The following is a 19,530-nucleotide window of genomic DNA, read 5'->3' on the forward strand; positions in this document are numbered from 1 at the left end:
TTTCAGATACTGCAAAACCGACATCCGCCTTATTTTTCAGACGGCCTCCATAACCACAAATTCATAGCGACAATCCAAAAAAAAGCAGTACAATAGCGACATTATTTTGCCCTTTAAACCGCATTTTAAAGAATTCCGATTATGAAAATCAGCACCCAATTCGATGCCGGTTCGGTTATCGTAACCGATTTGACCGACCCTTCCAATATCCGCCTGAAAATCCGTGCGGACAACGCTTCCGAATTTGCCCAATGGTTTTATTTCCGTCTACAAGGTGCAGCGTATCAGAATTGCGTCATGCATTTTGAAAACGCAGCCGAAGCAGCCTATCCTGCCGGTTGGGAAGAGTACCAAGCTGTTGCCTCATACGACCGCCAAAATTGGTTCCGCGTACCGACACGCTACGAAAACGGCGTATTGACCATTGAACATACGCCCTTGTCAAACAGCGTATATTACGCCTATTTCGAGCCCTATTCTTACGAACAGCATCTGAATCTGCTGGGCGAAGCGCAAGGAAGCGGCCTGTGCCAAATCGATGACTTGGGCAGCACCATTCAAGGCCGCGACATCAACCTGCTTACCATCGGCAACCAAGCCGCCAGCGACTTGAAAATCTGGATAACCGCCCGCCAACACCCCGGCGAAACCATGGCAGAATGGTTTATAGAAGGCTTTTTGGGAAGGCTGCTTGATCCCCAAGATCCCACCGCGCGTACCCTGCTCGACCGCGCAACATTCTATATCGTACCAAACATGAATCCGGACGGCTCGGTACTGGGCAATCTGCGTACCAATGCCGCAGGAGCGAACTTAAACCGAGAATGGCTGGAACCGACTGTCGAATACAGCCCCGAAGTTTATTACGTCCGCGAAAAAATGCAGCAAACCGGCGTAGACATGTTTCTGGATATTCACGGCGACGAAGCCATTCCGTTTGTTTTTGTTGCCGGCACCGAAGGCGTTCCTTCATACAACGAACGCATTGCCAATCTCGAAAGCCAATTTAAAGAAGCCCTTGCCACGGCCAGCCCGGACTTCCAAGACGAATACGGCTACGACAAAGACGCACCGGGGCAAGCGAATCTGAGCATGGCAACAGCATGGGTCGGCGAGAACTTCAAATGCTTGGCTTACACATTGGAAATGCCGTTTAAAGATAACAACAATCTGCCGGATGATGACTTCGGCTGGAACGGACAACGTTCGCTGCGTTTGGGCGAGGCCATGCTCTCTGCCGTTTTGGCCGTCTTGCCGAAGTTGCGCTAAACACGAACGGCAACCAAACTGAAACACCCGTATTAAATAAGGCCGTCTGAAAATCCTGCCAATTTTCAGACGGCCTCCTGCTTTCTCTCCAATACCTTGTGCAACAACGATATTACACTTATATAAATTTATCTTTTACAATACCGACACGACTTTCCGATAAACTTAAAATAACGAATCAAGGTACAATACAGTTCCGGCACAACCGGCACCGTACAAAAGCGGCCGACACGGACAATAAACGAACGGAGTTGCCGAAAACTATGCCGGATCAGCCGTTTCACTTGCGCCTTGAAGCCTGTCAAACAAACCGCACAACACACTGATGATTAAAATTACCCCGCAAAATTTACACTCGACACTCACCACACACTTGGAAAGCACCAATTTTGTTTCCATTCTCGACGCACTTGCCCAATTTTTAAGAAAAGGCGGAGAGCGTCGCGCCCCCGAGCGTTTCAACCAACTGATCAATATCTTGAAACGTGACGAAGCTTTGTGCAGAGTATTCAGTACGCGGTTTTATCTGTGGCTGTCCAAAGTACACGTCTACCCCGCTTTGGTCGGTTTGGGCATTTTTTCCCGAAGCGGTTTCAGCCGAGAAATCGGCATCCGTATTTACGAACGTTTCCTGCCTTCATTCAAAGATTTCAACAATTTAAAAGATGTTTTCCTGCATATTTTCCGTTCCAAACACGATGAAAAATGGCTGCAGACCATCAGCATGCGCCAATGGTTGACTCTTCATCAATTATTGTCTACCCGCGCGGAAAGTCAAAGCATGGAAACGGCCTCCCGCCAAATATTCCAAGCCCGTCTGCACGCACTAGAAATGCTTTCCGTCTGGATTGCGGCGGAAGAGCTGGAGCCTGATTTAGTCAAAATCGAACCCCGCTTGCTTCAGGTCGATTCCGATTTTGTCGCCTTACAGCGTGAAACCGCAAAACTGGTTGAGTTTTACCAGCACAATCCCAATACCGGAAAACACTACGATACGGCTCATATCGAAGTGATACTCGAACAATGCCGTGCCCAAGTCGAATACATCCGCCGCAAGGGTACCGGCGTCGGTGCCGGCTCGTCGGTGAAAGTCGCACACTTGCTCGAACGCTTATCGCAAACTTTGGACAGATTGGATATCCTTTTGGAAATTCAGACGGCCTCTAATTCCGCAATCGCACACCGAAAAACCATAGAACTGCTCAAATCCATCACTTTGGCTGCCATCGAGCAGCACAGCACGCATTTGCTGCGTCGCCAAAGTATCAAAATGCTGGCCAAAAGTATCAGTGAAAACACCAGCGACCACGGTGAACACTATATCACCCGCAACAAATCCGAATATCTGGGCATGCTGTGGTCTGCGGTCGGCGGCGGCGCACTGATTGCTTTAATGGCGCTGAACAAAATCCATATCGGCAATATGGGCTTCGGGCCTTTTTGGACTTCATTACTCTCCGGCTTCAACTACGGCTTCGGCTTTATGCTGATCCATATGCTGCACTTTACCGTTGCCACCAAGCAGCCTGCAATGACTGCCGCACGCTTTGCCGAACAGGTCGAACAAAATGAAAAAGGCCGTGCGGTAGAAATCAAATTGGCCAAATTGATGATTGACGTGGTTCGCTCGCAAAGCGTGGCGGTTTTCGGCAATGTGAGCGTAGCCATCCTTTTGTCCGCGCTTATTGCATACGGCTTTGCCGCTTATGCCCAACAGCCTTTATTGGCCGCCGATAATGTCGCCTATCAGCTGAAATCGATGGACGCAGTAACACAGCCTACGCTTTGGTATGCCGCCATTGCCGGCCTATGGTTGTTTTGCTCGGGCATTATTTCCGGCTTTTTCGACAATCGTGCAAACTATCTCGATTTGCGCCGCCGTTTGGCTATCCATCCGCTATTTAAAAAATTTCTGCCGCCCGTCTTCCGACTGCGCGTTGCCGACTACTTCCACCGCCACTACGGCTCGCTGGCAGGTAACTTTATTTTCGGTATGTTATTGGGATTGACCGGATATTTCGGCCATCTGTTGGGGCTTCCGCTCGATATCCGCCATGTTGCCTTCTCCTCCGCCAATCTGGGCTATGCCGCCGTCAGCGGCGATATCGGCTTTTTCATGTTTTTATTCAGTTTGTTCGGTGTCTTTATGATTGGCTTGGTAAATCTGGTTGTCAGCTTCAGTCTGGCTTTAACGGTCGCCTTACGCTCGCGGGACAGCCGTATCGACAGTATTCCGAAACTGATCAGCAGTATATGGCAGCAGGCAAAAGCCAATCCGCTGAGTTTGTTTTTTCCGGTTCAGACGCAAAATGCGGCTAAAAACGGTAAAAACGATTCCAAATAAGCCGTTTGCCTATGAAACCGATTTCGCAAACACGATACAGGGAATACCGTGGCAACCGCTATGAAGGTATGCTTCCGGCTCATGTCGTAGATTGCCCCGAATGCGGGCAGCGCGTTTCGATTCCCGACCTGCATCAAGGGAAAAAAGCGCACTGCCCAAACTGCAACCGCTATTTGGTCAGAGTTGAAAAAAATCCTTATCAAGCGCCATTGGCCTATTCGGCTGCTTCCTTAATTTTGATGCTGTTTACTTACAGTATGCTGTTCATAACGGTTTCCATGCCGGGCGTAACGTCTATTTTGACGCTGCCGTCGATGTTTGCTTCACTGCTGCAGTCGGATTTCAATTTCCTGGCGGTTACCCTGCTGATTTTGGTATTCGGTACGCCGCTGTTGTTTCTGCTGCTGTGCGTTTATGTTTATACGGCATTAATCAGAAACCGCAATTATCCGGGCTTACTTTACGCAACGCGCGTTATGGTGCGACTCAAACATTGGATTATGGTGGACGTTTTTTTTATTTCCACTTTGGTTGCCTACATTAAGCTCTCTTCCGTTTCAATGACGCAGTTCGGTGCCGCTTTTTGGCTGATGTTTGCATTGGCCGTTATGCTGATCCGTACGTCTTCTTCCATTCCTGCGCACTGGCTGTATCATAAAATTCATTTGATACGGCATAAAAACGCTATTCAGAGGCCGTCTGAAAATACCGGCTGCTGCAGCCGCTGTCTCTACTTCCGCAATCATGATGAAAAAACCTGCGGTGTATGCGGTGCCGATTTGTTTAACCGCCGTCCGCACAGCTTAAAAATCTCGCTCGCCTTTCTGATTGCCGCGGTATTACTGTATATTCCTGCAAACATATTGCCGATTATGATCTCCTCCAATCCGTTCAACGAGCAGATCAATACCATCTTCAACGGTATTGTGTATATGTGGAAAGACGGCGATAAACTGATTGCAGTCATTATTTTCAGCGCCAGCATTTTGGTGCCGGTAGCCAAAATCATTGCCATGCTGTTTTTACTGGTTTCCGCTCACTACAAGCTGCCGATGCCGGCCGCGAAAATGTCTTTGCTGTACAGGATTACCGATTCGGTAGGAAGGTGGTCTATGGTGGATATTTTTGTCATCATCATTTTGATGAGCGCGTTTCACACACCCATTGCGCGTGTACTACCGGGGCCGGCTGCCGTATATTTCTGCCTGGTGGTTATCCTAACTATGCTGTCCGCCTATTTTTTTGACCCCAGACTGCTGTGGGATAAAGAAAAACAACAGTTAGCCCAAGATAAGGCCGTCTGAAAAAACAAAACCTTGCCCATAAGGCGAAAACGATATGACACACAATGATATGGAAACATTAAAGCCGGTACCGGCCAAAACCAAAAACACCAACACCTTTGCTTCGGTCGTCTGGCTGATTCCGCTGATCGCCCTGATAGCAGGCTTATGGCTGTTGGTTCAAAACATACGCAATACCGGCCCGGACATTACTTTGTTAATGGATAGCGCAGACGGCATTGAAATCAACAATACCGTCATCAAAGTATTGAGCGTCGAAGTCGGCCGCGTCACCGCCATAAAATTGAGAGAAGATAAAAAAGGCGTTGCCGTTACCGCACGCCTTACCGCCGATGCCAAGGACATGATGCGCAAAGACACACAATTTTGGGTGGTCAAACCCCGTATCGACCAAAGCGGCATCACCGGCCTGAACACGCTGGTTTCCGGCTCATATATTTCGTTTACACCTGGAAAAATGGAAGAAAGCGAACACACTTTCACCGTATTGGACATTCCGCCGATTGCCGCCATCGGTCAAAGCGGCTTGAGATTAAACCTTGTCGGCAACAACGACAAAATGCTCAGCATAGGCAGCCCGGTAGTCTATGAAAATTTTACTGTCGGCCAAATCGAAAACGCCGTCTTCAATCCTGAAGACCAAACCGTCCGCTATACCGTGTTCATCCAAAGCCCGAACGACAAACTCATCAACGGCAACAGCCAATTTTGGCTGGAAAGCGGTCTCCATATCCAAGCGAAAGGCGACGGCATACGTATTGATACCGCCCCCATTCCCGCCCTACTGTCGGGAGCGATTGCCTTCTCCTCCCCCACCGGCAACGATCAAGGCAAACCGGTTGAAAACAATGCTGTTTTCCAACTGTACAACAACCACAGTCAAATCGAAAACCTGCCCGGAGAACGCGCCCTGTACTACATCGCATTCTTCAAGCAAAGCATACGCGGCCTTACCGAAGGCTCGCCCGTCGAATACAAAGGCATCAATATCGGCGTAGTAGCCGAAGCACCTTACTTCGACAAAAACGACAGCACCCGGATTTTGGCAAACGGCTTGATTCCGGTCAGAATCCGCATCGAACCTTCACGTTTGGAAATCAATGCCGAACGCCAAAGCAAAGAATTTTGGGCACAAGAAATTCAGACGGCCTTAAACAAAGGCCTGACCGCCACCCTTACTGCAAACAATCTCATTACAGGCAGCAAAATGATCGAGTTGACCGACAGGCCGTCTGAAAATCCGAAGCTCAAACCACATAACCATTACGCAGGCAGTCCCGTTATCGCATCTCAGGAAGGAGGCTTGGACGCCATACAGGCACAACTGAACAATCTGCTCGGCAAGTTAAACAAATTGCCGTTGGATAAAACCGTTAACCAAGTTAATGCAACATTGGCCGAATTACAAAACACACTCAAATCCGCCAATGCACTGGTTAATCGTCCGCAAACTAAAGCGCTTCCGCAAGAAATCAATAAAACCCTGACGGAGTTGCGCCAAACCCTGCAAGGCGTCTCTCCGCAATCACCGCTTTATCACGATGTCCAATCTACATTGCAGAATATCGACAAAACCCTGCGGGACATGCGCCCCGTAATCAACAATTTGAAAGAAAAACCGAATTCTTTGATTTTCCAAAGCAATATCAAAGACCCGATACCTAAAGGAAATCAATAATGTACCGTTACGCCTTTATCACTTCCCTGCTACTGCTCGCCGCATGCAGCCATACGCCGCCCCAATACTTCGTATTGCCCGACAGCCAATACCAACGCCCCAACCGTGTTGCGGAAGAAATATCCGTACACGTTATTTTGGCCGAGCCGCTCAACCACAGCGGCTTGGTATACCAAACCGATGCCTATAAGATCAATTTTGCCCGCCAACATCTTTGGGCTTCACCATTAGAACAAATGCTATCGGCAAAATTAAGTAATCTGCTCAACCGCAACCACAGCCGTTACATCTTTGTTCCAAAAACGCACAGTAACAGCAATAAGATATTGAAAATCCACATCGAATCGTTTCAAGGCAGTTATTTAGGCAATACGGTCATCAAAGGTTATGCTTATTGGCCGGACGGCAGAAGCGTACCGTTTGATATCAGCACACCACAACAAGGCGACGGCTACAATGCGATGGTTTCAGCTTTAGACAACGGTTTGGAGCAAGCCGCCATCATGCTGGCACAATAAACACCCAAATAAAAACAGCCTTAAAGCATAATGCTTTAAGGCTGTCTTCTCAGATACTTACCGGATATTATTTATAACCGGCACGCTTCATCAACATTACTGCTTTCGCCTGATTTCTGCCGGCCACAGATACGTTAATCACGTCTTGTTTGAACATACCCCATTTAGCCACTTTAGCATCAGGTTTCACTTTCGGATTGGCAGGATATTCGTGGTTCAAGTCGGCAAACAGGTTTTGTGCTTCATTGCTGGACAGCCACTCAATGAATTTTTGCGCTTCGGCAGGCTGTTTGCTGTATTTGGCTACACCCGCACCGGAAACATTCACATGCGTTCCTTTGCCTTTCTGGTCTGCAAAGAATACACCCACTTTCAAATCAGGTTTTTTATCCAACAGACGGCCATAGTAATAAGTATTGGCAATACCTACATCGCAACGGCCTGCATCAATGGCTTCCAACATAGCGGTATCGTTACCGAACGGATCGGCAGCCAAGTTGTTTACCCAGCCTTTAACTACGGCTGCGGTTTTTTTCTCGCCGTGGTTGGCCATCATTGTACCCACCAATGATTGGTTGTACACATTGTTAGACGTGCGCAGACACAGACGGCCTTTCCACTTCGGATCAGCCAAATCGGCATAAGAAGACAAGTCGGCAGGTTTTACTTTGTCGGTATTGAAGAAAATGGTACGTGCGCGCACGGATAAACCGAACCAATGGTTTTTCGGATCGCGCAAATGAGAAGGAATATTGGCTTTCAAAGTAGCTGAGTTAACCGGACGCAGCAAACCCATTTGCGTTGCTTGCCACAAGTTGCCGCCGTCAACGGTAATAAATACGTCGGCAGGGCTGTTTTGGCCTTCCGCTTTCAATTTTTCCATCAAAGGACCGGCTTTGTCGCTTACCAATTTAATTTGAGTGCCGGTCTTCTTGGTATATGCTTCAGCAATCGGACGCAACAAATTGTCGGCGCGCGATGTGTACACAACCAATTCGGAAGCCAAAGCAGGCATAGCAGCCAACATGGCGGCTGATAATACGGTTAGTTTTTTCAACATTCTCAATTCCTCTACATTTAAGATTTCGATAGTAAGATACTGACTTGCATTCTCAATTTTAAAAGAAAAGCAACATATAAACAAGATTAATTCTTATTTATATAAAAAATTCGGATAAAAATATTGATATAATGTCTAAGCATCTGCCCTTAACGACATTAATAAACTGTTCCTTACAACATGAAAAAATTTTCATTAACCGGCCTGCCCGCAAAACTTTGGCTGATTTTATGTATCAGCCTCATCCTGATTCCGCTCGGCGTCATTCTTTCTTCATTCGGAGAGTTTGATGCCGAAATTTGGAATTTCCTGTTGGAATACCAGCTTCCCGAATTGGTAAAAAATACAGTGTGGTTGATGTTGAGCGTCGGCTTCGGCGTTACCCTGCTGGGAACGTCCTGCGCTTGGCTCACAGCCATGTACCGCTTTCCCGGACAACGCTTTTTCTTTTGGGCGCTGATGTTGCCTCTTGCGGTTCCGGCTTATGTCTTGGCATTTACGCAGTTGGGCATTTTTGATTATTCCGGCCCGGTTAATACGTTTTTACAGGAAAAGCTGGGCTGGGACGGCAGGCTGCCGGATATTCGTAACGGTATCGGTTTGTCTATTGTGATGAGCTTAACGCTTTATCCTTATGTTTATCTGCTTGCCCGCAACGCTTTTTCCAGTATGGGACAACGGGCTTTGGAAGCCGGTGCTTCTTTAGGCTTTTCACCGTTGCGTTCATTCATCAAAATCGCCGTACCTATGGCCAGACCGTGGATCGGCGGCGGTCTGATTTTAGCTTTGATGGAAACTCTGGCCGATTTCGGAACGGTGTCTATCTTCAGCTACGACACATTTACCACCGCCATTTACCAAGCATGGTTTGACTTTTTCTCCATCGAAACCGCCAAACAGTTGGCTTCATTACTGATTATCGCCGTGTTTGTCCTACTGGTTTTAGAACAATATTCACGCGGTTCACGCAAATTCACTGCCCCCGGTAAAAGCGCATACCACCGCCGCCAGCCTTTGCACGGAGCGGCCAAATGGAGCGCAGCCGTTTATTGCAGCCTCATCCTGATTTTTGCTTTTGCCATGCCGATTATCCAATTAAGCGTTTGGGCCTACCAAAGCTGGCACGACCGTTTCAATACGCAATTATGGGAACAGGCGTTCAGCTCTTTGGCCGTTTCCCTTGCCGCTGCCGCATTGGTCGCTTCCGTAGCCCTGCTGCTTGCCTTATCGAAACGGAACGAAAAAAACCGCTTTGCCGCCGTTTCCGCCCGCATTGCCACGCTCGGTTACGCCATTCCCGGTTCCGTATTGGCTGTCGGCGTTTTTATTCCCGTTGCTTGGCTGGATAACCGCCTGCTGGAAACTTTTCATTTCCCCGAAGGCACCACTGCCGTTTTCAAAGGAACGCTTTTAGTCATGCTGATGGCTTATCTTATCCGCTTTCTGGCAGTCGGCTATTCCGCAGTCGAAGCCGGACTGGAACGTATCAGTGCCTCACAAACCGAAGCGGCACGCTCATTGGGACACACCAATGCAAGCATCTTGCGGCGTATTTATCTGCCGTTGCTGAAAGGTTCGGTCGGCACGGCCGTCTTAATGACTTTTGTCGACACCATGAAAGAAATCCCTATCACTCTCATGACCCGCCCCTATGATTGGGACACACTCGCCATCCGTATTTACGCCTTTACCATCGAAGGCCAATATATGAACGCCGCCCTACCCGCCCTGTTTATCGTTTTAACCGGCTTAATACCGGTAATTCTGTTTTCCCGTACGGAGTCCGACCGCTAATGCTTACCGTAACCGATCTCAATTTATCTTATCCGCCCAAAACCGTGCTCAACCGCTTCAGCCTGCATGTTGAAGCCGACGAAATCATCTGCCTGCTCGGTCAGTCCGGTTGCGGAAAAACCACCGCCCTGCGCACCATTGCCGGATTCGAGCAGCCCGAAAACGGCAGCATCGCATTCAACGGCCAAACCCTGTTTGACAGCCACACTTACATTCCGGCACACAAGCGCGAAATCGGTATGGTTTTCCAAGATTACGCCCTATTCCCTCATCTTTCCGCAGCCGAAAACATTGCTTTCGGCCTGCAAAAGTCAGGCAAAGAAGCCAAGCAGAAGCGGATAAAAGAAATGCTGGCTTTAATAGATATGACCGATTATGCCGACCGCTATCCGCACCAGCTTTCAGGCGGCCAGCAACAGCGTATCGCTTTGGCGCGCGCCCTCGCTCCCAGCCCGAAACTGATTCTTTTGGACGAACCGTTTTCCAATCTTGATGCCGACCTGCGTACCCGTTTGTCGAAAGACATCCGCCATATGCTGAAGCAAACCCACACCGCGGCCATCTTGGTAACGCACGACCGTCAAGAAGCATTTACCATGGCCGACAAAGTAGGCATGATGGTCGAAGGCCGTCTGAAACAATTCGACACACCGCGCCAAATCTACCACGCACCGGCAGACGAATACATTGCCTCATTCTGTGATGCCGGCTCTATCATCAGCGGCCGCATCGTATCGCCCATGCAAATCGGAACCGCCTTAGGCATAATCGACTTAACCGCTCCTTGCAGCTACCCTGCCGGCCAATCTATTAAAATCCTTCTGAGAAACAACAATATCGTCCACAATCCTCAAGCCGCGGTACAAGCAACCGTAGCCGAACAGAATTTCCGCGGCTGCCATACGGTATACACATTGCAGTTGGATAACGGCGAAACCGTTGCACTGGAAACCGACAGCTTTCAAAATTTCCCCATCGGCACACGCCTGCCCGTGCAAGTCCGGCCTGAAAACTTGGTGCTGTTTCCTGCCTAAACCGAATACATTGCGTTACGGCATACCTATCCGAAGGAAAAACCACACATCAAAAGGCCGTCTGAAATTTTCAGACGGCCTTTCCCAATGCAAACTTATCCATACGCACTTTTCTACCCAAGCCCAACACATAACAGATAAAGTAAGAAAATTCCAACCCTGCATACAGGTTTGACACTTAATCCGCCGAAGCCCTATCTCACTGTGCATACGCCCACATAACCTATCCAAAATAACAATCCGTTAAAAAACAAAAGGCCGTCTGAAAATTCAGACGGCCTCTCAAACATTCATTCAATGCTTATGCATAATAACGCTCTTCACCCGCTCCGCTTACGTTGTCGGCACAACGCTTACAAATGGTCGGATGTTGGGCAACCGCACCGATATCGTCGGTGTAATGCCAGCAGCGTTCACACTTCTGACCATTGCTTACTTGGGCAGTTACAGACAATTCGTCGCCTTTAGCCACTTCCACACCGGACACCAGCAGCACAAAGCGCAGCTCATCACCCAAAGCTTTCAAGTAACCGGCCGTTTCTTCCGGCGCAACAATCTTCACCTCTGCCTGCAAAGAAGAACCGACGGTTTTATCCGTACGCAGCGGTTCGATGGCAGCTGTTACCGCTTCGCGAACCGAACGCACCACCTGCCATTTTTTCAGCAGCTCGGCTTCACTCTTCTCGTTGATATTCGGGAATTCGTGCCAAGTATGGAACAATACGCTGTCTTCCTCACCGCCGCCGATAATGTCCCAAGCTTCTTCCGCCGTGAAGCACAGAATCGGAGAAATCATCAATACCAAACTGCGGGTAATGTGATACAAAGCCGTTTGTGCGCTGCGACGGGCATGACTGTCGGTTTTAGTGGTATACAGACGGTCTTTCAACACGTCCAAATAGAACGCGCCCAACTCTTCGGAACAGAAATTCACAATGTCTTTTACCGCAAAGTGGAACGCATAGCGCGGATAATAATCACCGGCCAAACGCTCTTGCAGCTGACGGGTCAGAACCATAGCATAACGGTCCAACTCAACCATCTGGTCTTGAGGAACGGCATGCTCGATCGGGCGGAAATCGCTCAAGTTCGCAAACAGGAAGCTCAAGGTATTGCGGATACGGCGGTAGCTCTCGGTTACCCGTTTCAAAATTTCTTTGGAAATTGCCAATTCGCCGCTATAGTCGGTCGAAGCCGTCCACAAACGCAGAATATCGGCACCGAATTCGTTGTAAACCTCTTGCGGCGCAACCACATTACCCAAAGATTTGGACATCTTGCGGCCGTTTTGATCCACCACGAAACCGTGGGTCAGCAATTGTTTGTACGGCGCACGCCCCATAGCCGAACAGCCGGTCAGCATGGAAGACTGGAACCAACCGCGGTGTTGGTCGCTGCCTTCCAAATACAGGTCGGCAGGCCATGCCAATTCTTCGCGCTGTTTCAAAACCGAAAAATGGGTAGAGCCGGAATCGAACCACACATCCATAGTGTCGGACAGTTTTTCGTAGTCTTTAGCCTCTTCACCCAACAACTCTTCGGCTTTCAGCTCAAACCAGGCTTCGATCCCTTTTTGTTCGATGCGCTTGGCCACTTCTTCCAGCAGCTCTGCCGAACGCGGATGCAGTTCGCCGGTTTCTTTATGAATAAAGAACGTCATCGGCGTACCCCAGTTGCGTTGGCGCGATACACACCAATCCGGGCGGCCTTCAATCATCGCCTCCAAACGCGCACGGCCCCAAGCCGGGAAGAATTCGGTATCGTCTACCGCTTTCATCGCATTGTTGCGCAGGGTTTTACCGTCCGCACCGGGCTTGTCCATACCGATAAACCATTGGCCGGTCGCACGGTAAATCAACGGTGTTTTATGACGCCAGCAATGCGCATAACTGTGCTCGATTTTGGTGTTCGACAGCAGACGGCCTTCCTCTTCCAACCATTCCAAAATCACAGGATTGGCGTCCCATACCGTCAAACCGGCAACGCGCGGTACATCGCTGCGGTAGCGGCCTTCACCATTAACCGGGTTGTCCAACTCGATGCCGTATTTAATGCAAACGAAATAGTCTTCCAAACCGTGTGCCGGCGCGGTGTGTACCAAACCGGTACCGGCATCGGTAGTAACGTGCTCGCCGACCAAAACAGGAATATCCCGATCCAGGAAAGGATGCTGCAAATGCAGGTTTTCCAGTTTCGCGCCGGTGGTTTCGGCCAATACTGTCGTATTTTCAAAGCCGTAACGCTTCATGGCCTCTTCAGCCAAATCTTTCGCCAAAACCAACTTGCCTTTAGGCGTATCGATCAATTGATACACCACATCCGCACCCACACTCATCGCTTGGCTGGCCGGCAGCGTCCAAGGCGTGGTTGTCCAAATCACACCGAAAGCCGCACCCTCAATTTCATTCAAACCGAAAGCCTGAGCCAAAGCGGCGTTGTTTTTGAAAGGATAAGCAACATCAATCGCCGGTGAAACCTTATCCTTATACTCCACTTCCGCTTCCGCCAAAGACGAGCCGCAATCCAAGCAGAATTGAACCGGCTTTTCGCCGCGATACAGATAGCCCGCTTTATAAATTTCGCCCAAAGCACGAACGGTATCCGCTTCGGTTTTATAGTTCATGGTCAGATAAGGATTATCCCAATCGCCCATCACGCCCAAACGGATAAAGTCTTTTTTCTGACGCGCAATCTGCTCGGTGGCATAAGCACGGCACAATTCACGGAACTTCGCCGCCGGAATGTCTTTACCATGCAGCTTTTCCACCATCAGCTCAATCGGCAGGCCGTGGCAGTCCCAACCCGGCACATAAGGCGCATCGAAGCCGGCCAATGTTTTACTGCGGACAATAATGTCTTTCAGAATTTTATTGGCAGCATGACCGATATGGATATCGCCGTTGGCATAAGGAGGGCCGTCGTGCAGAATGAATTTAGGACGGCCTTTGGCGATTTCGCGCAGTTTTTGGTAGCGTTTTTGCTCATACCAGCTTTTTAGCCAACCGCCCTCGCGCTTGGCCAGATTGCCGCGCATTGGAAACGGACTTTCAAGCAAGTTTACGGTTTTGCTGTAATCGGTCATGTTGGTTCTCGTGTCATTTTGGTAAAACAATATTTTCAGACGGCCTCACGGCTGATAAATCCAATGAAAAAGCCGCCATTTGAAATCGATAAAATAGTGTTGCGTATTGTAACGGAATTGTGTTGTTTTTTTAAGCTATTTCCCAACAGCCCGCCCGAAATCCCTTTCACGCTTCAGCAAACCGGAATCGGCATACGGCAAAACATCAAAACACACCGACTTTTATTCATTAAAAAAACCGGATGCGGTATATCGGAAAACCGCACCCGGCTTTGAAGACAAACCTTATTTCATCAGATTTTTCAACACCAGCGCCGCCAAATCGTCCAAACCGAAACCATCGGCATCTTCAGCCGAACCGTTCGGCGTCGCGCTGTCTACGAAATTCGGCAGGTATTGGGCCAACAAATCGCCCGCCTGCTGACCGTCCATGCCGAATTTGGAAGCAATCTGACTGATCAAATCGCTGCCCAAAGCCGACTGCAACTCATTGCCTGAAACGCTTTGGTTCGCACCGCTGGAAATCCAGCTTTGCAGCGCCGCAGCCAAACCGCCCTGCTGCAGCATATTGATCAGGCTGCCCAAGCCGCCGCTTTTTTGAACCAAATCCAAAACCATTTGAATAGCAGTATTCTGACTGTTGTTACCGCCGCTCAAAGCCGACACAGCCGCACCCAACAAATTATCCATCAAAGCCATAATTTTTCCTTTAATTTACGATTTATCCGACAAACGCCAGACAATACAACAAATCGGCACCGCCACAAACCGTTTTTTAAACAATCTGGCCAAACCGTCAAATAAAACAACACTATTCTGTTTTTTCAGACGGCCTTATTTTTCAGACGGCCTTATTTTTCAGACGGCCTTATTTTTCAGACGGCCTTATTTTTCAGACGGCCTTATTTTTCAGACGGCCTTATTTTTCAGACGGCCTTATTTTTCAGACGGCCTTATTTTTCAGACGGCCTTATTTTTCAGACGGCCTTATTTTTCAGACGGCCTTATTTTTCAGACGGCCTTATTTTTCAGACGGCCTTATTTTTCAGACGGCCTTATTTTTCAGACGGCCTTATTTTTCAGACGGCCTGCAGGCAGTTATAAAAACTGCCTGCAGGCCGTCTGAAAAATCCGCCCACTGCTTACGTTTATTTCTCTTGTTTGCCGTCAAAAAATTCTGCGGCACCGCCGTCAAAAAAGCCCTGCAAAATCGCCTGTGCCGCCACTTGGTCAAGCACCTGCTTCTGCTTCCTTCCGAACACCTGCGCCTCGGCCAACAAGCTTTCCGCGTACAGCGACGACATCCGCTCGTCCACCCAAAACACGGGCAAACCGAAACGCCCGTTTAAACGCCGACCGAACTTTCTGCTCAAGCGCGTCAGCTCATGTTCCGCTCCGTCGGCATGAACCGGCAGGCCGACCACCAGCTGTACCGGCTGCCATTCCTTAATCAGCTTGGCAATCGCTTCAAACTTGACGTCATTACCTTCACCTGAAACCGTCGCCAACGGGTGGGTAATCCCCAATTCGCCGTCTCCCTGCGCCACGCCGATACGCGCTTCGCCGAAATCAAATGCCAGCGTTGTTCCTTTCAACGGCTCAAGCATGGCCTGCCTCACGCATCAGGCTTTCCGAGCCGACGCCCAGTTTCGCCAACGCCGCACCGTATTTCTTGGCATACGGCAAATCAAACACAATGTATTCGTCCGCCGGCACGGTCAGCCAGGTATTTTCGCCCAATTCGCGCTCCAGCTGCCCTGCGGTCCAGCTGGCATAGCCGATACTGATCATGGCTTTGTCCACCGTTTCTCCGTTGGCCAAACTCTCGATGATGTCGCGCGAAGTCGTCAAAGCCGTATTGTCGTTTACCACCAAGCTGCTTTGCCAATTGCCGACGGGACGGTGTAAAACATATCCTCTGTCGAGCTGAACCGGACCGCCTATCATCACCGGATCATCTTCAAACCGCTCCGGCAGGTTCACATCTACCGCACCGAACACCACACCCATTTTCAAAGGCGACGGCTTATTGATCACAAGGCCGACTGCACCGTCGGCATTATGCTCGCAAATATAAACTACGCTTTTCTCGAAAAAAGGATCGTCTACATCAGGCATGGCCAGCAATAAATGGTTTGTCAAATCCATATAAACAGTCTCTTAACCAATCCAACACAATCAAACCGCAGACCAAACGTCCCGGCAGTCCAGGCTTTAACGGTTGCAAAAATTCCAAAGCAATATCTAATTTTACCCTGCTTCCGGCCTTTCCCATAGACAATCCGTCAAAAATAAAGCACCCCCGCACTTAATTAATCAGGTAAGTAACAAGAAACATGTTGATTTTAAAAGAACAAGTCCGTTATTTTCAGACAGCCGCCCAATCCAGTATAATCCGCTTTACTGTTCCCTATTAAAAACACCTTGAAATGATACCTTTAAAGCCACTGCTGATAACCCTCCTGCTCGGCCTCGCCCATACCGCGGCCGCCAATCCCGGCAATTCAGCCGAAATTTCCGACGACTTGAAGGAAATCAAACAAGCCATCCAATCCGCACAAAACGATCTGCAGCAAAAACAAAGCGCGCAGAAAAGCACGCGCGCCAACCTCAACCGTACACAATCCGCCCTCAAGCAGGCAAAACAAGAACTCGACAATATCAACCGCCGCCAACGCGACGCTTGGGCCAAACTGCAAAAACTGCAAAACGAATTAGGCCGTCTGAAAACCGAAACCGCCGCCACCAAAGCCCAAATCGCACGCTTATTGGCAGGCAACTATAAAAACCGCCAACCCAACGCCGTTATGCTGTTTTTAAAAAATGCCGAGCCCGGACAAAAAAACCGCTATCTCGAATACAGCCGCCACATCAACGCGGCCAATGAAAAAGTCATCAACAGCCTGATTCAGCAGCAAGAAGAGCTGGACAGACAGGAAAAAGCCATTGATGCCGAACTAGCGCGCCTCAACCAAATCAAACAACAAAAACAAGCGGCCTTGAAAAAACTCGGTCAAGCCAATTCGTCAGCCTTAGCCGAAAGCAACCGTCTTTCCGCACAAATCGACAAACAAACGCGCCAGCTTGCCAACCTGCGCGAAAACGAACAAAAACTAAACCGCCTACTGGCTGAAATTGCCCGCAAAAACGAAGAAAAACGCAAAAAAGCCGCCATCGAACGTAAAAAAGCAGCGGAAGCCCGCCTGGCCGCAGCCAAAGCACAAAAAGAATCCGGCAAAAAAACCAACAAAAACGAAGCCCGTAAACAAGACAAACCCACCAAACAGACCGCCACGGCACAACGCCGTCCGAAATCCACACTGACCGCCGAAGACATGGCCCTGCAAGCACCTTCTGCCGACACCCAAAACAGAAACAGTTTCGGCAATATGCAAGGCCGTCTGAAACGTCCGGTCGGCGGCAGCATTACCGGCAGGTTCGGCCAACCCCGCCCAAGCGGCGGCACTTGGCGCGGCACATTCTTTTCTACCGCGCCCACCGGCGTACGCAGCATCGCAGACGGCAACGTTGCCTACACCACCCATTTGGGCGGCTACGGCAACGTGGTCATCATTGATCACGGCGATACTTACATGAGCGTTTACGCAGGGCTGAACAGCATCAACGTCAGCAACGGCAGCCGCGTCAAAGCCGGCCAAACACTCGGCACCAGCGGCAGCCTGCCCGGCGGCGAACAAGGCCTGTATCTCGAAATCCGTTACCGCAACCAAGCACTCAACCCCTTGTCTTGGATACTGTAACCGTTTTTCAGACGGCCCCCAGCCTTAAAACGCACGACATTAACACTTTTTTAAACAGGCAGCCTTGCCCGTACCGCACAAATCACATAAAGTTGGACAAAATCAAAATCAGAGCGGCACGCATCTGAAACCTAGAAAGAGAAAGCAGACACAATGGCAAACTCCACTTTGAAAAAAATCGCCCTTTACACATTAGGCGCATTCAGCGGAATCGTCCTTACCGTAAGCGTTCAGAGTTACGCATCAAACAAGAGCGGCAATGAAGCCCTGCCCGTGCAGTCCATCCGCACCATGGCCGAAGTTTACGGGCAAATCAAAGCCAACTATTACCAAGACAAAGCAGACACAGAGTTGCTTGAAGGCGCAATGAAAGGCATGGTCAGCGGCTTGGATCCCCATTCCGAATACATGACCAAAAAAGACTATGCCGACCTGAAAGAATCCACCAGCGGCGAATTCGGCGGCCTGGGCATGGAAATCGGCTCCGAAGACGGCTTTGTCAAAGTCATCGCACCGATTGAAGATACGCCGGCCGAACGCGCAGGCGTAAAAAGCGGTGACTTTATCGTTAAAATCAACGGCGTTTCCACACGCGGCATGACTGTACACGAAGCCGTAAAAAAAATGCGTGGCAAACCCGGCACCGACATTACCCTGACCTTATCGAGAAAAAATGCCGACAAACCGATTACGGTTAAACTGACCCGTGCCATCATCAAAGTGAAGAGCGTCCGCCACCACCTGCTCGAACCCGGCTACGGCTACATCCGCATCAGCCAATTCCAAGAGCGCACCGTTCAGGCCTTAAACGACTCGGCGAAAGCTTTGGTTAAAGAAAACAAAGCGCCGCTGCAAGGTTTGGTGCTTGACCTTCGCGACGACCCCGGCGGCCTGCTCAACGGCGCCGTCGGCGTTTCCTCTGCCTTCCTGCCGCACAACGTACCGGTAGTCAGCACCAAAGGCCGCGACGGCAAAGACGGGATGAGCCTGAACGCCACACCTGAAGACTATATGCTTTCGCACGGCAACGACCCGCTCAAAGGCCTGCCTGCCGAACTCAAAACCATTCCTTTAACCGTATTGATCAATTCGGGTTCGGCCTCGGCTTCCGAAATCGTCGCCGGCGCACTGCAAGATCACAAACGCGCAGTCATTGTCGGCACACAAAGCTTCGGCAAAGGCTCGGTTCAAACCGTATTGCCACTGTCCAACGGCAGCGCCATCAAACTCACCACCGCCCTGTACTACACGCCCAAAGACCGCTCAATTCAAGCTCAAGGCATCGTACCGGACGTAGAAGTGAAAGACAAAGACCGTCTGTTTGAAAGCCGCGAAGCCGACCTCATCGGCCACATCGGCAATCCGCTCGGCGGCGAGGAAGTCAACGGCAATACCTTGATTGAAGATAAGCCGTCTGAAAATCAGGAAGCCGAAAAAGCCAAAGAACAAGCGGATAAAAACAAAAAACAAGACGATAAAGAAGACATTGCTTCACGCCGTATCCCGAATCCGGAAAAAGACGACCAACTGCGCAAAGCGCTGAATCTGGTTAAAACGCCGGACGATTGGAAAAAATCTTTGGGCTTGGCCGCCACCAAACCGGCACCGAAAAAAGACAAAGAAAAATCCGAGTAATCCAAGAGTAATAAAATAAGCAAACCCGCGCTTCGGGTTTCAGCCGAATAT

14 protein-coding genes are annotated in these 19,530 nt (G+C 49.7%); 9 read left to right on the forward strand and 5 right to left on the reverse strand.

The genetic code is table 11. The annotated features are described in order from the left end of the window. Positions 1 to 138 precede the first annotated feature (138 nt). The 5 genes from EL309_RS01890 to EL309_RS01910 all read left to right on the forward strand — a co-directional run bounded on the left by EL309_RS01890 (position 139) and on the right by EL309_RS01910 (position 7,113). On the forward strand, positions 139 to 1,269 hold the full coding sequence (locus EL309_RS01890) for a M14 family metallopeptidase (protein ID WP_040669862.1): 1,131 nt from the start codon (positions 139 to 141) through the stop codon (positions 1,267 to 1,269). A gap of 325 nt (positions 1,270 to 1,594) precedes the next feature. Beyond that, positions 1,595 to 3,613 carry a site-specific recombinase gene (locus EL309_RS01895; RefSeq protein ID WP_040669859.1) on the forward strand — a complete coding sequence of 673 codons (2,019 nt, stop codon included), beginning with the start codon at positions 1,595 to 1,597 and terminating at the stop codon, positions 3,611 to 3,613. 11 nt (positions 3,614 to 3,624) lie between these two features. Beyond that, positions 3,625 to 4,917 (forward strand): paraquat-inducible protein A, encoded by a 1,293-nt coding sequence (locus EL309_RS01900; RefSeq protein ID WP_004284167.1) that lies wholly within the window; start codon positions 3,625 to 3,627, stop codon positions 4,915 to 4,917. A gap of 34 nt (positions 4,918 to 4,951) precedes the next feature. After that, positions 4,952 to 6,595: an intermembrane transport protein PqiB gene (gene pqiB, locus EL309_RS01905; protein ID WP_004284166.1), complete on the forward strand. Its 1,644-nt coding sequence runs from the start codon at positions 4,952 to 4,954 to the stop codon at positions 6,593 to 6,595. Then, the gene (locus tag EL309_RS01910; RefSeq protein ID WP_126382068.1) at positions 6,595 to 7,113 is read left to right on the forward strand and encodes a PqiC family protein; all 519 of its coding nucleotides are present in this window, start codon (positions 6,595 to 6,597) and stop codon (positions 7,111 to 7,113) included. The genes pqiB and EL309_RS01910 overlap by 1 nt, the downstream gene beginning before the upstream one ends. Before the next feature lie 67 nt (positions 7,114 to 7,180). On the opposite strand, the gene EL309_RS01915 is transcribed toward EL309_RS01910, so the two are convergent. Beyond that, positions 7,181 to 8,173: a Fe(3+) ABC transporter substrate-binding protein gene (locus EL309_RS01915; protein ID WP_004284163.1), complete on the reverse strand. Its 993-nt coding sequence runs from the start codon at positions 8,171 to 8,173 to the stop codon at positions 7,181 to 7,183. Positions 8,174 to 8,353: 180 nt separating this feature from the next. On the opposite strand from EL309_RS01915, the gene EL309_RS01920 reads away from it, so the two are divergent. After that, positions 8,354 to 9,967 (forward strand): ABC transporter permease, encoded by a 1,614-nt coding sequence (locus EL309_RS01920; RefSeq protein WP_004284162.1) that lies wholly within the window; start codon positions 8,354 to 8,356, stop codon positions 9,965 to 9,967. After that, positions 9,967 to 11,001: an ABC transporter ATP-binding protein gene (locus EL309_RS01925; protein ID WP_004284161.1), complete on the forward strand. Its 1,035-nt coding sequence runs from the start codon at positions 9,967 to 9,969 to the stop codon at positions 10,999 to 11,001. The genes EL309_RS01920 and EL309_RS01925 overlap by 1 nt, the downstream gene beginning before the upstream one ends. 301 nt (positions 11,002 to 11,302) lie before the next feature. On the opposite strand, the gene ileS is transcribed toward EL309_RS01925, so the two are convergent. From ileS to EL309_RS01945, 4 genes are all read right to left on the reverse strand, one after another. After that, a complete protein-coding gene (gene ileS / locus EL309_RS01930) occupies positions 11,303 to 14,083 on the reverse strand; it encodes an isoleucine--tRNA ligase (RefSeq protein WP_004284160.1) in 2,781 nt (926 codons plus the stop codon). A gap of 285 nt (positions 14,084 to 14,368) precedes the next feature. Further along, positions 14,369 to 14,782, reverse strand: coding sequence for a YidB family protein (locus EL309_RS01935; RefSeq protein ID WP_004284157.1), 414 nt, complete (start codon positions 14,780 to 14,782; stop codon positions 14,369 to 14,371). 449 nt (positions 14,783 to 15,231) lie between these two features. Further along, positions 15,232 to 15,690, reverse strand: coding sequence for a Holliday junction resolvase RuvX (gene ruvX, locus EL309_RS01940; RefSeq protein WP_004285111.1), 459 nt, complete (start codon positions 15,688 to 15,690; stop codon positions 15,232 to 15,234). Next, a complete protein-coding gene (locus tag EL309_RS01945; RefSeq protein ID WP_004285110.1) occupies positions 15,683 to 16,231 on the reverse strand; it encodes a YqgE/AlgH family protein in 549 nt (182 codons plus the stop codon). The genes ruvX and EL309_RS01945 overlap by 8 nt, the downstream gene beginning before the upstream one ends. A gap of 281 nt (positions 16,232 to 16,512) precedes the next feature. Here EL309_RS01945 and EL309_RS01950 point away from each other — a divergent pair, with 281 nt between their 5' ends. Both EL309_RS01950 and EL309_RS01955 read left to right on the forward strand, forming a co-directional pair. Further along, the gene (locus EL309_RS01950; RefSeq protein ID WP_004285108.1) at positions 16,513 to 17,844 is read left to right on the forward strand and encodes a murein hydrolase activator EnvC family protein; all 1,332 of its coding nucleotides are present in this window, start codon (positions 16,513 to 16,515) and stop codon (positions 17,842 to 17,844) included. A gap of 153 nt (positions 17,845 to 17,997) precedes the next feature. After that, positions 17,998 to 19,479: a S41 family peptidase gene (locus EL309_RS01955; RefSeq protein ID WP_004285107.1), complete on the forward strand. Its 1,482-nt coding sequence runs from the start codon at positions 17,998 to 18,000 to the stop codon at positions 19,477 to 19,479. Positions 19,480 to 19,530: the final 51 nt, after the last annotated feature.

It is taken from the genome of Neisseria weaveri (genome assembly GCF_900638685.1).
Classification (GTDB): Bacteria; Pseudomonadota; Gammaproteobacteria; order Burkholderiales; family Neisseriaceae; genus Neisseria; species Neisseria weaveri.